This window comes from Bacillus sp. CGMCC 1.16607 (assembly GCF_042683745.1).
Lineage (GTDB): Bacteria > Bacillota > Bacilli > Bacillales > Cytobacillaceae > Pseudoneobacillus.
Window position 1 is genome coordinate 41938 of record NZ_JBHUJX010000007.1, and the last position, 14108, is coordinate 56045.

11 protein-coding genes are annotated in these 14108 nt (G+C 38.3%); all 11 read right to left on the reverse strand.

Features of this window, described 5'->3' with window-relative positions:
• Nucleotides 1-9: 9 nt before the first annotated feature.
• Nucleotides 10-1111, reverse strand: a protein-coding gene (gene prfB / locus ACFSO7_RS01570) for a peptide chain release factor 2 (protein WP_377874728.1) whose coding sequence is annotated in 2 segments (ribosomal slippage) — nucleotides 10-1038 and nucleotides 1040-1111 — 1101 coding nt in all. Because the reading frame shifts where the segments join, the coding sequence is not laid out codon by codon here.
• Nucleotides 1112-1277: 166 nt separating this feature from the next.
• Nucleotides 1278-3788 (reverse strand): preprotein translocase subunit SecA, encoded by a 2511-nt coding sequence (secA, locus tag ACFSO7_RS01575; RefSeq protein WP_377874730.1) that lies wholly within the window; start codon nucleotides 3786-3788, stop codon nucleotides 1278-1280.
• 312 nt (nucleotides 3789-4100) lie between these two features.
• On the reverse strand, nucleotides 4101-5060 hold the full coding sequence (locus ACFSO7_RS01580; protein WP_377874732.1) for a methyl-accepting chemotaxis protein: 960 nt from the start codon (nucleotides 5058-5060) through the stop codon (nucleotides 4101-4103).
• Between the two features lie 12 nt (nucleotides 5061-5072).
• Entirely contained in the window at nucleotides 5073-5231 is a 159-nt protein-coding gene (gene sda, locus ACFSO7_RS01585) for a sporulation histidine kinase inhibitor Sda (RefSeq protein ID WP_377874734.1), read from the reverse strand.
• 550 nt (nucleotides 5232-5781) lie between these two features.
• Entirely contained in the window at nucleotides 5782-6495 is a 714-nt protein-coding gene (locus ACFSO7_RS01590) for a response regulator transcription factor (protein WP_377874736.1), read from the reverse strand.
• A 123-nt stretch (nucleotides 6496-6618) separates the two neighbouring features.
• The gene (locus tag ACFSO7_RS01595; RefSeq protein ID WP_377874738.1) at nucleotides 6619-7647 is read right to left on the reverse strand and encodes an ABC transporter ATP-binding protein; all 1029 of its coding nucleotides are present in this window, start codon (nucleotides 7645-7647) and stop codon (nucleotides 6619-6621) included.
• Between the two features lie 2 nt (nucleotides 7648-7649).
• Entirely contained in the window at nucleotides 7650-8651 is a 1002-nt protein-coding gene (locus ACFSO7_RS01600) for an ABC transporter ATP-binding protein (RefSeq protein ID WP_377874739.1), read from the reverse strand.
• An 11-nt stretch (nucleotides 8652-8662) separates the two neighbouring features.
• On the reverse strand, nucleotides 8663-9586 hold the full coding sequence (opp4C, locus tag ACFSO7_RS01605) for an oligopeptide ABC transporter permease (protein WP_377874741.1): 924 nt from the start codon (nucleotides 9584-9586) through the stop codon (nucleotides 8663-8665).
• 16 nt (nucleotides 9587-9602) lie between these two features.
• Nucleotides 9603-10565 carry an ABC transporter permease gene (locus tag ACFSO7_RS01610; protein ID WP_377874743.1) on the reverse strand — a complete coding sequence of 321 codons (963 nt, stop codon included), beginning with the start codon at nucleotides 10563-10565 and terminating at the stop codon, nucleotides 9603-9605.
• A 207-nt stretch (nucleotides 10566-10772) separates the two neighbouring features.
• Nucleotides 10773-12416, reverse strand: coding sequence for an ABC transporter substrate-binding protein (locus ACFSO7_RS01615; RefSeq protein ID WP_377874745.1), 1644 nt, complete (start codon nucleotides 12414-12416; stop codon nucleotides 10773-10775).
• Nucleotides 12417-12440: 24 nt separating this feature from the next.
• Entirely contained in the window at nucleotides 12441-13739 is a 1299-nt protein-coding gene (locus ACFSO7_RS01620; protein WP_377874747.1) for an S-layer homology domain-containing protein, read from the reverse strand.
• Nucleotides 13740-14108 lie beyond the last annotated feature (369 nt).

Here is a 14108-nt window from a genome sequence, read left to right on the forward strand (position 1 = left end):
TTAAATTTATTAAGCCAACTTAGATCTTAAATAAGCGTTGATAAAGTTATCCAGCTCGCCGTCCATGACTGCTTGAACGTTTCCGACCTCTGTATTGGTACGATGGTCTTTAACAAGGGAATACGGATGGAAAACGTAAGAGCGGATTTGACTTCCCCAGCCAATTTCTTTTTGTTCGCCACGAATTTCTAGCAATTGTTTTTCTTGCTCTTCGATTTCTCGTTGATACAATTTTGCTTTTAACATCTTCATCGCTCGATCGCGGTTTTTGATTTGGGAGCGCTCTGTTTGACACGTCACGACAACCCCTGTTGGAGTGTGCGTAATACGTACAGCTGAATCTGTTGTGTTAATATGCTGTCCACCAGCTCCACTTGCCCGGTACGTATCTATTTTCAGGTCTTCCGTTCGAATATCAATTTCAATTTCATCATTAAATTCTGGCATTACTTCACAAGACACGAAAGACGTGTGGCGACGGCCAGATGCATCGAATGGAGAAATCCTAACGAGGCGGTGAACCCCTTTTTCTGCCTTCAAATAACCATAGGCATTATGTCCTTTAAATAGAAGCGTAACACTTTTAATTCCAGCTTCATCACCAGGTAGGTAGTCAAGTGTTTCCACCTTAAATCCGCGCTTTTCACCCCATCTAGTGTACATGCGAAGGAGCATAGAACCCCAATCTTGAGATTCCGTCCCACCTGCACCTGGATGTAGCTCAAGGATGGCATTATTTTTATCATATGGCTCACTTAAAAGCATTTGGAGCTCGTATTCACCGAGACGTGAAACCAAGTCTTTGATTTCCACTTCTAACTCAGCTTGAAGCTCAGCATCTGGTTCTTCCTTAACTAGCTCATAGGTTAGCTCCAAGTTCTCATGGGACTCGCTAAGTGCATAGTATTCATGTACTTGATCCTTCAGTCCGTTTGATTCATTGATGTATGCCTGTGCCGTCTGCTGATCATTCCAAAAATCAGGCTGCAACATGATGTCATCAATCTCAGCGATGCGCGCCTCTTTATTTTCTAGGTCAAAGAGACCCCCTAAAGTCCGCTAATTTCTTAGCTGTTTTTTCCAATTCATTACGAATCTCTGCTAATTCCATTCTCGTCACCTCATAAAACTTTATTTTCTTATTATAGCGTTAAAATAGTGAAACGACAAAAAGAGAGTCAGCAAGAGCTTAAAAAGCTTTGCTAAACTCTCTTTCTTTAACGCGTTAATGCACTGGGGGTCTGACCCCCACTACTTTACAGTGCTAAAGCACTATATTATTTGCCGCAGCAGTTTTTGTATTTTTCGCCGCTACCGCATATGCAGTCGTCGTTTCGACCGATGTTTAGTTGTTTGACAATTGGCTTTTTCTTGACTTTACCGCCTTCGCCTTCTTTAGGATCAACGGCATGGCCTTGTGCGACTTCTTGACGTTGAAGATTATTGCGAATTTCTGCTTTCATGACGAGCTTAGCTGCATCTTCTTCAATCGACGCAATCATCTCTTCGAACATAGCAAATCCTTCATGCTGGTATTCGCGAAGAGGATCGATTTGTCCGTAAGCGCGAAGGTGGATACCTTGGCGAAGCTGATCCATTGCATCGATATGATCAATCCATTTCGAATCAACTGCACGGAGTACAATAACCTTTTCAAATTCGCGCATTTGCTCTTCAGAAAGAATTTCTTCCTTCTCGTTATAGCGCTCTTTCACCTTAGCAAAGATGGTTTCCACCATTTCCTCAGGCTCTTTGCCACGTAAATCATTTAAGGTAATATCGCCTTCATGAAGTAGATTTCCTTGTACATAATCCACCACACCTTGGAGATTCCACGTATCAGAATCTTCATTTTTAGGCGTATGTACCTCAATATTACGTTCAATCGTTGATAAAATCATCGCTTCAACAATCTCACGTAAATTCTCTGATTCTAACACATCATCACGTTGTTTGTAGATGATTTCACGTTGTTGACGCAATACATCGTCGTAAGATAATAACTGTTTACGAGCGTCGAAGTTATTCCCCTCTACTCGTTTTTGAGCTGATTCAACAGCTCTGGAAACCATCTTACTTTGAATTGGCTGGCTATCATCCATTCCTAATCGTTCCATCATCGTTTTCATATTATCAGAACCGAAACGACGCATTAACTCATCTTCCATGGATAGGTAGAATTGAGTTACCCCAGGATCCCCTTGACGCCCTGAACGTCCACGCAGCTGATTATCAATCCGGCGTGATTCATGTCGCTCTGTACCGATAACAGCAAGACCGCCTAATTCAAACACACCTTCACCTAGCTTGATATCTGTACCACGTCCAGCCATATTCGTCGCAATCGTTACGGCACCACGATGACCAGCTTCGGCAATGATTTCAGCTTCGCGCTCATGATTTTTTGCATTCAAAATATTATGTTTAATCCCTTTTTTCGTTAAATAACGTGAAATTAGTTCAGACGTTTCAATCGCAACCGTACCAACTAAGACCGGCTGCCCCTTTTGATTCCGTTCAGCAATGTCTTCACAAACCGCACGGAATTTTCCGTCAATGGAGGCAAAAATTAAATCTGGTCGGTCGTCACGTAAAATTGGTTTGTTTGTAGGAATAACGACAACATTCATATTATAAATGTTACGGAACTCTTCCTCTTCCGTTTTCGCTGTACCAGTCATCCCAGAAAGCTTTTCGTACATACGGAAGTAGTTTTGGAACGTAATTGTCGCCATCGTCATACTTTCATTTTGTACTTCTAAACCTTCTTTTGCTTCAATTGCTTGGTGCAAGCCTTCGCTATAGCGACGCCCTTTCATTAAACGACCAGTAAATTGGTCAACAATGACAATTTCACCGTCTTGAACTACATAATCCACGTCTAAATGCATACTAACATGTGCTTTTAAAGCTTGGTTAATATGGTGATTAAGTGTCACATGAGTGATGTCAAAAAGATTATCAATGCCAAAAGCCTTTTCCGACTTTGTAATACCTTCTTCAGTCAACTGAACACCTTTTGTCTTTTCATCATACGTATAGTCTATATCCTTTTTTAACATACGAACAAAGGCATTTGCTTGAAAATATAGGGATGTTGACTTTTGTGCTTGGCCCGAAATAATGAGTGGTGTACGTGCTTCATCAATTAAGATCGAGTCAGTTTCGTCGATGACAGCGTAATATAAAGATCGTTGTACTTTTTGATGGTTATAAAGCACCATGTTATCACGCAAATAATCGAAGCCAAACTCATTGTTCGTTCCGTAAGTAATATCAGCTGCATAAGCAGCTTGCTTCTCTTCCTTCTGTAGGCTGTTTAAATTCAATCCTACTGTTAAGCCAAGAAATTCATATAATTGACCCATTTCACTCGCGTCACGACTTGCTAAGTATTCGTTTACCGTGATAACATGAACACCTTTACCGGAAATCGCATTCAAATAAACAGGCATCGTCGCTGTTAGCGTTTTTCCTTCCCCTGTTTTCATCTCAGAAATGTTTCCATCATGCAACGAGGCACCACCCATAATTTGAACAGGATATGGGAACATTCCAAGTACACGTCTAGCGCCCTCGCGAACAACGGCAAACGCTTCCACTAATAAGTCATCGAGCGTTTCTCCGTTTTGATAACGCGTTTTGAACTCCTCCGTCTTTCGACGAAGCTGGTCATCTGATAATTTCTCTGTTTCAGCAGCTAGTGCCTCAACTTGCTCAGCAATTCTCGTTAACTTTTTTATCTCGCGTTTATTTTGATCAAATACTTTATTCAAAATCCCAAGCATGATAAACGCTCCTTTATGTATTAAGATAAGAAGATTCGTTATGAAAAAACATCCACTAGAAAAGATTCTCTCTTTATGTGTAGAATCCTCTTAAAATCATTCGATATATTCTTTATCAATATTACCACTTCCGCCAAAGTGTGACAACAAATGCAAGTTACGGGCAATAATTTTATCTATGTTCTAAAAAAATAAACCAACATCAACCTACTTTAAATAGTTTGATGTTAGTTTATCCATTTTGCAAAAAATTGAACTTAAAAATTTTTATATAACGTCAGATTTCTAACTAAATTCCAATAAAAACTACCCTTATTCCTTGTTAAAAGTTGTCACTTGCTTAATCGCTTCTTCTAGTTTCATATCCACAACATTAGCATCTTCGATATGTTTGATAATCATTTCATTTACATCGTCAAAAATCGATTTAGTGCTAGTAATCTCACGCATGACTTTCTGAGACTGCTCCTTTTGTTCTTCAATTTTTCCAATTACTTCACTTACCTCTGTTTCCACATGATGAATGACCGAGGCAATGTAATCAATTTTATTTGTCGTATTCGTGCTTAATTCGATCCCTTCTCGGATTAACCCTGTACTTGTAGTGGTAGATTGCAATGTCTCTTGGATATCCTTTTGAATATTTTGAGTAAGAATGCTAATGTTGTTCGTACTTACGGCCGTATTTTCTGCAAGCTTACGAACTTCCTCTGCCACAACTGCAAACCCTTTTCCGTGATCTCCAGCTCTTGCCGCTTCAATCGAAGCATTTAAAGCCAATAGATTCGTTTGCTCAGCGATTTCTTTAATAACTTTTACAATTAGTTCAATCTCCCGAGAACGATCATTTAAATGATTCATTTTATTCGATGTTTCCTCGAGCTGATTCCCCAGCTGTGTAATAAGCTGCTCAACCTTATTTACTTGATCTCGACCTTCATCCGATTTCAAAACCATATCTTTAGCTGACTGAATTAAATCATGCCCTTTAAGAGAAAGGTCCTTAGAATTGTCAAAACTTAACTGGCTTAAATCATTTACCTTATCAAAACGTTCTTTAATTCTCCCTACCATTTCACCCATTACATGATGTTGACTGTTCACTTTTTCATGTTGATGAACCGTTTGTGTCAATTCCTGATTAAAACGCTCTAAAAAGACCTCAAAAAATGCCTCTTTTTCCTTACATTCTGAAAATATTCGATCAAATTTCTCTTGTAAATCCTGCTTTTCCACTTCAATTAAGGATAGTCTTTTCTTAGTCGTAAACATAGGTTCCTCCTGTTATCCTAAAGGCGATATGAATTCTTCGTCAAAAGCTATATGTCTTGATAATATTTCCAACTCAAGGATCGAAATAAATTCCGGATCCAAGTTTAACTCTTTGGCTTGATCATATGTTTGCAATAATATTTGGTCGTCTAGGATTGAAAAAGAACTCACTGGACAAAACCTCACAATTTGGGATTTGGAACAAACTGTTTCAACTTTTCCGTTGACAATTTTGTTCCATGTCTTGGATCATTTTAATCCCTAGGTTCATTTTGAAATTCCACCTAGTTTTTAACCATTTTACCAAGTTCCCAATTGACAAAACGTGACAATTATCACAAATAAAAGATTAATAGTAATATAAATATGTCGAAATTACTAATAGAAAAGCGCAGGCGCCTTGATCAGCCCCGATAAAGAAGACTGGTCGATTGGCGAGTGTAGCGAAGCCAGAGACCTAGTCGCACTTATGCAAACTGTTCTTTGATTTGCCAAGCACATGCTTCGCAACCCAGAAAGTCGTTCTTTGACTTTTTGGGTTACGAACATTTGACTTCGAGGTCGACAAGAGCGCGACGTCCTGTCGCATTGTCGACACTAGTACATCCTATACGTCGGGGCTAGGACGCTTGCGCTGGACAATTTTCAAAGTTCAAAAAATGCTTTTTGACCTTATAAAATTAAAACCCTGCTCAAATGGCAGGGCATTTAATAATATTGTTTATTTTTCTGCTACGATTTCAATTGGTTCATTATCATCTACATGTAATTTGTAGCCAATACCCCAAACCGTTTTAATGTTAATGTTAATATGGTTTTGCTTTAACTTTTTCCGAATTCTGTTAAGATGTGTATCAATCATACGGTCGTCATCAAGGTGCTCGTAGCTCCAAACGACGCGAAGTAGTTCTTCACGGGTGACAACCGCATCTTGTTTCTTAACGAGCGTCCAGAGAATTGAAAATTCCTTTTTGGTAAAGTTTAGCACCTTTTTATCATAATGAACTTTATAGGTTATTTTGTTCATCGTTAACTGACCAAATTGTATTTTATCTTCTTCTACTGTTTTTTTAGCGGCAATATGATCGAGCAAAACCCTAATTTTACATAATAAAACCGGAAAGGTTATCGGATAGGTAATTACATCATCCGCCCCTGCTTCGAAATACTTGATTGTCGCCTCTTCTGATAGGGGTTTTCCTAATACGATAATAATAGAATTTAATTTTTGCCTCATTTGTCGACATAGCTCAAGGCTATTTACATTCAATAAGCTGTGGTTGATTACAACGATGTTAGGTTTAGACTCAATCGCGGTAATTAACCCTAATAAACCGTTATTAAATGTATGCACCTCGTAGTAATGTTCGAAAAATTGAGATAATTTATTGCTAGATTGGCTATCTTCTTCGATTATCAACAATTTTTTTTCCATTAGTACTCCCCCATACAGTACTAAAGACAGTTAAGCCTTCGTTTTATCATACCACATTACAGCTTCTTGGTAAATATCACCTTACGCTGATGTGGTATGACACATTTTTTATCTATTCTTTATTTACGCTAACGGATAATGACATGCCACATAATGGTTATCATCCGTTTTTACAAACGCAGGTGCTTCCTCGCGACATTTCGGTTGTGCATAAGGGCAACGTGTATGGAAGTAGCATCCTGAAGGAGGATTGATTGGACTTGGAACGTCCCCTTCTAAAATGATTTTCGGCTTATCGCGCAATCTAGGATTGGCAATTGGATTGGCAGAAATCAACGCTTGTGTATAAGGGTGTTTTGGTGACTCAAACAAAGTATCAGAGTCTGTTAATTCCACCATTTTCCCTAGATACATAACCCCAACGCGGTCACTTATATGACGTACAACATTCAGACCGTGTGAAACGAATAAATATGTTAACCCTAGGCGATCCTGTAACTCCTCAAGCAAATTAACAACCTGGGATTGAATCGAAACGTCAAGAGCAGATACTGGCTCATCCAAAACAATTAATTTCGGATTCAGTGCTAATGCACGTGCAATCCCAATCCGTTGTCTTTGCCCACCACTGAACTCATGTGGATATCTTCTCATATGAAACGGTCTTAAACCAACAAGCTCAAGGAGTTCCTTTACACGATTCTCACGTTCTTGGGCGTTCCCCATTCCATGAATTTTAAGAACACGAGCAATCGTTTCTCCCACACTTAATCTTGGATTTAAAGATGAGAACGGATCTTGGAAAATAAGCTGCATATCACGTCTTGCCACACGCAGTTCCGATTCCGATAATTTATAAATATCTTTTCCTTCGAATTGGACTGTACCGCTAGTCGCATCTAATAGACGCAATAGTGCACGACCAGTGGTTGATTTTCCACAACCACTTTCCCCAACAAGACCAAAAGTTTCGCCTTTGAAAATTTCAAAACTAACACCGTCAACTGCTTTAACATGACCGACTGTGCGGCCAAGTAATCCCCCTTTAATCGGGAAGTGCACTTTAACGTTGTCCGCCTTTAAAAGGACTTCCTGTGACTTTTTACTTTTTTCCTCTGTTGTATGTACTGGTTCTACCACTCCACTTACCATGTCTACGCCTCCCAACGATCCGTGTATTTCCAGCAGCGCACTACTTCGTCATCGTTCATTTTTTGAATTTCCGGCATTTCCTGATGACATAATGCAGTTGCGTATTCACAACGGTCCGCAAAACGGCAACCAGGAGGAAGATTTAATGGATTCGGAACAACTCCATCGATCGCATAAAGCTTCCCTACGCGCTTTTCAGAGCTTGGCATGGATTTAAGCAAGCCTTCTGTGTATGGATGCTTCGGATTTTCAAAGATGGTAAAAATATCTCCTTGTTCCACCACTTGACCTGAGTACATAACGACAACACGATCTGCCATTTCTGCTACCACCCCAAGATCATGGGTAATCAGCATAATCGACATATTTGATTTTTCTTTTAAATTCTTCATTAATTGAAGAATTTGATTTTGAATCGTTACATCAAGTGCTGTCGTTGGCTCGTCCGCAATTAAAAGCTCTGGATGACAAGCTAACGCAATTGCGATCATGACACGCTGTCTCATTCCCCCAGAAAGCTCATGTGGATACTGATTGACACGGCGTTCTGGCTCAGGGATACCAACTAGAGTTAATAGATTAATTGCTTCTTTCAGCGCTTCTTTTTTATTTTTATTCTGATGAAGAATAATCGTCTCTGAAATTTGATCGCCAACTTTATAAACAGGATTTAAGGATGTCATCGGCTCTTGGAAAATCATTGAAATCCGATTTCCACGAATCGTACGCATTTCCTTATCCGTTTTCGTTAATAGGCTTTCACCTTTAAATTTAATATCACCCTCTAGAATTTTCCCAGGAGGTGAAGGGATTAAACGCATGATAGATAGAGATGTCACGCTTTTTCCGCTTCCTGATTCTCCAACAATGGCTAGAGTTTCACCTTGTCTTACTTCAAAGCTCACTCCATCAATAGCAGGAACAGTTCCATCTTCTGTATAAAAATAAGTTTTTAGATTTTCAACTGAGACGAGTGTGTCCGTTTTTGTTAGTGTCGTTGACATGATGGTTCCTCCTATTCTTTCATTCTTGGATCAAGAGCGTCACGAAGACCGTCACCCATAAAGTTAACCGCTAAAACAGTTACGATAATAAAAGTACCTGGGAAAAGGACAATCCAAATATAATCCATTACCGTCGTCAATTCTTGAGCGGATGTTAACATATTCCCCCAGCTTGGTGTTGGCGGTTGAATTCCTAATCCTAAGAAGCTTAGTGATGCTTCTGCTAATATATTTGCAGCAATATCTAATGTCGCAATAACCGTGATTGGGGCAATGGCATTTGGCAACACATGATAAAAGATTGTACTAAACTTCTTTTCTCCTGTCGCTCTAGCTGCTTCTACATAGTCCCGTTTCTTAATCGATAAAATTTCCCCACGAACGATACGAGCCATTCCTGTCCAACCAAAAGCACTTAACACGAGTACTGTTGACCATAAAGACGGTGTAATTAGGGCTGCAACAATTAGTAATAAGAAGAAAGTCGGAATCGATTGAATTGCGTCAACAATACGCATCATCATATTGTCAACGAAGCCCCCAAAGTAACCTGAAACAGCTCCGTAGATGATACCGATTGAAACCGTACATACCATCGCTAAAAGCGCAACACTAAGGGAAATTCTTCCTCCGAATACGATACGTGTCCAAATATCGCCACCCATGGAATCCGTCCCCATAATATGCTTTTTGCTCGGTGCTTGGAATTGATCTAAAATATCATACACATCAGGTCTAAATGGTGTTAGTAGTGGCGCAAAAATGGAAATTATACACATAATCAAAAATACAATCAAACCTGCTACAGCAAGTTTATTTTTACGAAAACGACGCCAAATAACGGTAGCTTTACTTTCAATTTTATAATCTTGCTCCGTTGTTTTAGGAGTTTTAATTTGAATAGGACTGTTAACAGATGGATTTGGTACCCCCATTATTTTTCGCTCCTCTCTAGTTCTTGCCTAATTGGATACGTGGATCCACTATTGCATAGAATATATCTGCGATTAAATTACATAGTACAACGATAACACCAGCGATCATTGTTGTCCCCATGATGACTTGATAGTCACGAATAAAGATCGCATTAACAGTTAATCTTCCCATTCCAGGCCATGCAAATAGCTGTTCAATGAAGAGTGAACCACCAAAAAGGGCTGGAAGCTGTAATGCAATAATCGTAATAAGTGGAATTAAGGCATTTCGTAAAGCATGCTTGAAAATAACTCTTCCTTCTGGTAAACCTTTTGCTCTTGCCGTTCTAACAAAGTCCTGTTTAATAACTTCAAGCATACTTGTTCGTAGAAAACGGGATTTTGATGCGATTAATCCGAATGCAAGGGTTAACGATGGCAAAATTAAATGATGGACTCGGTCCCATAAATCAAAAGTATCAAAGTTTTCTCTCATTCCTGATGCTGGGAACCAGCTTAACTTTAATGAGAACACAAGAATAACCATTAGTGCGATAAAGAACGCTGGAACGGCTATTCCTAAAAAGGAATAAAACGTAAAGAAATAATCAAAAAAGGAATATTTTTTTATCGCTGAGTATACCCCAATTGGAATCGCGATAATAATAGAAACAAGAATAGCTACTCCCATTAATAGCATGGTAGCTGGTACCCTTTGCATGATTTTCTCCATAACAGGCTGTCCATCTTGGAAAGAGTAGCCAAGATTACCCTCTAATACTAGTAATTTCAACCATTTATAGTATTGAATATAAATTGGTTGGTCCACTCCTAATTGTTCTCTGATAGCAGACATATCTTGCTCACTACCTGCCTCTGGATTTTGATACATCGCTGTCGGATCTCCAGGTGCGAGTGACATGAGTAGGAAAGAGATGATTGAGATTATAAATAATAGAGGAATGGCTTGAAGTGTTCTTCGAATAATATATTTAGTCAAAGGTCTCACTACTTTCTGTTAAACTTGTTTAGAATGATTTATTCTTGCAGCTTCTATTTAAATAGAAGACTTTCTTTCAAGGTAAGTTTAAAAAATACAATGAGAAGATAAGGTTTTCTATTTTAAGTACTACTAGTATTCTTTTATTCTCTTAAAAAGAGGGCCGTTAGCGATTCCAGTCGCTAACGGCCGCTTCAAATCTACCTACTATTTTCTTTTCTTTGGATCTCCCCAATACCAATCTGATAGATTGAATAATGCAGAGTTAAGTGTTGTTTTAATACCTTTTAAGTCTTTGTCGTGACCCATGTTTTTCATTGGGTGAACAGTCCAAATTAATGTTGCGTTATCAGCCATGTACTTGTGCATATCTTGGTACATTTTAATACGCTTGTTACGATCTTCTTCTTTTAAGTAATCATCTAACCACTTATTGATTTTCGGATCATTGATACGGTTACGGTTATTACCTACACCACCAGATTTAGGAATACCATCAGAGTGGAAGAATCCTCTGTGCTCAACGTTTCCATCATATCCGCCCCATCCTAGAGCAAATGTGTCTAGTTCCCCAGCAGCATATCTGTCAAGGAAGATTGACCATTCTAGACCACGAACGTTTACTTTCACGCCTAATTTACCCCAGTTTTGTTGAGCAAGTAGACCGATTTTTTCACGTACTTTGTTACCATTGTTGAAGTAGAAATCGAATTCCATCTTCTTGCCGCCTTTTTGGCGAACTCCGCCTTCCATTTTCCAGCCAGCTTTATCTAATAACTCAGCTGCTTTCTTTTGGTCAAATGGAAGAGGTTTTACAGCTTTATTGTATTGTGGAATTTTCGGATGGAATGGTCCGCTTGCCACATACGCTTTACCTAACATAAGCTTAGATACGATTGATTGACGGTCTAAACCATACGTTAATGCTAAACGAACATCTTTATCGTTGAATGGTGCTTTTTCAGCATTGAATCCAACAAAGTCAAATTGACCGTAATCCCACTTCGTAATTTTAAGATCTTTATCCTTCGCAACCTGTGCAACTGTAGATGCTGTTAATGCCTCAACCCAGTCAACATCCCCTTTAATTAAGTTGATTGCTTCAACGTTTGCATCTGGAAGGATACGTGTAACGACTTCATCCATGTAAGGACGGCCATCCCAGTAGTCTTTATTTGCTACTACTACGATACGCTCGTCTGTTTTCCACTCTTTAAATTTGAATGCACCTGTACCGATTGGGTTACGGTGAACCTTTGTATTGTTGTTGAAATCTTCTACCCCTTTAGGGAATTGGTGTTTAGCGATGATTGGAGACGCTGCAAAAATTCTTGAAACGATAAGTGCATTTGGTTCTTTTAATTTAATCGTTACTTTATATGGATCTACTTTCTTCACTTCACCAATAGCTTTGAAGTTAGAGATATAGCTGTTGATTGACTTTGGATTCATAAACGTATTGTAAGAGAACACCACGTCATCAGCAGTAAATGGTTTTCCATCGTGCCATTTTACGCCTTTACGAAGTTCAAATGTATATGTTTGTGTTGCTTTATTAAATGACCATTTTGTAGCCAAGGATGGAACTGGGTTTCCTTGTTGGTCAAGATTTAATAAGGCATCAAACACCATCGCTTGAATACGGCCTGATGCAGAGTCAGAAGTCGTATAAGGAATTAAGCGAACGGCATCCGAGAAAGATGTCATTACTAACTTACCACCGACTTTTTTCGGGTCAAAACCTTTACGTGCTGCGTCCGCTTTATCAGCACCTAAGAATGTGAATCCACTGAATGCAACTGTTGATGCTAATGCTGTCATAGCTAATTTCTTATTGAAATTTTGCATCATTTATTTTCCTCCTTTATTTGATTATTATTTTTTTACAGGATCTGCAGCTTTTACAGTTAAAACAGTTGCTGTACCATCAGCACCAGCTTCAAGATTTGCAGTAATTACTTTACCAGCAGATTGAAGAGCAACGATATCAGCTAAAGTAGCTTCTTTTGCTTTGTCTTCTGTTTTGCCAGTCGCTTCATCTTTAACCGTTTCTACGATATTGAATTTTGCTCCTTCAGCAAACTTGAATGCTAGATTTTTAAGAGCAAATCCACTGAAGTCAAATGTTACTGTATCTCCAGCAATCTTCGCTGGCTTGAATTTCTCAATTTTTGTAACATAAGGCTCAAGCATCGTTACTTCGTCAGTCACTGTACTTGAATATAGAGCACCTTCAAATTTCACATCTGCTTTAGAAGCATAGTTACTAAATTCAGTGAATGTGAAAGCAGCAGTTGGATTATTTGGAAGGTTTGAAACAATCGCATTTAGGTTGAATTTTTTAGCAGCATCGTTAAATGTTAAGTTACCGCCAGCATAACCTAATTTACCATCGACTAATTCAAGTCCATCACCAGAAACATAAGCTACTTCATTCTTGCTATTGAAAAGAATTTGAACATCAGTTCCAGTTGCAAGATTATCTTTTTCACCTTGTTGAGCATCTAAGAAAACAGAAGCATTAGCAGCAAGCTTATAGCTCACAACACCAGATTCATTCTTAAGTGAGAATCCAGTAGCTGTTAAACCAGCAATAATACCTTTTTTCGTTTTGTAGCCTTCTTTAACAAGCATATATTTGTCAATAGCAACAGCTGCTTCTTCTCTTGTTACTGCTGCATCAAGATCTGTATCAATATCTAGAACACCTTTACGCTCTAAATAGAATAGGTAATCGATTGGACGGTTAGACCAAGCCTTTTTAAATCCAAGTCCGTAAGCTAATGCTTTAGCTAACTCGCCTTGTGTAATATTAGACTTTGGTTTGTACTCGCCATTTTTATTAAGGGCTAATAATCCAGTATTAAGAACTTTTAATACTGCTGCATTTTGACCCTTCGTTGTATTAACATCTTTAATTTTTACTGCTTTTGCAGCACTTAAAGGTACAATTCTGCTTGCGATTTCAGCAAATTCAAGTCGCGTTAATCCGCTTTCCGGGTTAAAATATGTATCTTTATCCACGATAATACCCAGAGTTACTAACTTATGAATTGCCATTTCTCCCTCAGAACCACTTAAATCATCAAAATTTGCAGCCATAGCTGAAAAACTGCTGAATGTAAGTGTTGTTGCTAGAGCACCGGTTACGACAAACTTCTTCCAATTTAACATAATTTACCCCCTTAGGAATTTTTCAAAAAAAAGCTGGATCAGTTGTAAAAATGCGTCCTCCTTTGCCTGTGTTTTAAAGTTGTTAGAAAATTAAGATATGTCTACACATATTTATAGCATAAAAGTCTTAGGAAATATTCCTCAAAAAGTCAACATAAAGATAACAATTTACATAACTTTTAGTTACACGAAATATCTGAATTTCGAAATATAATTTACATTTTAGTCGTAGTTTTTTAATAAAAAATTAATAATAATCAAAAAATTATGAATAATTTGTTGCGAAATTCTTACAAAATACAAACATAAATGTAACATTTGGACTTGTAAGGAAATATATGGAGACATGTATTTTTATTATAATCACGG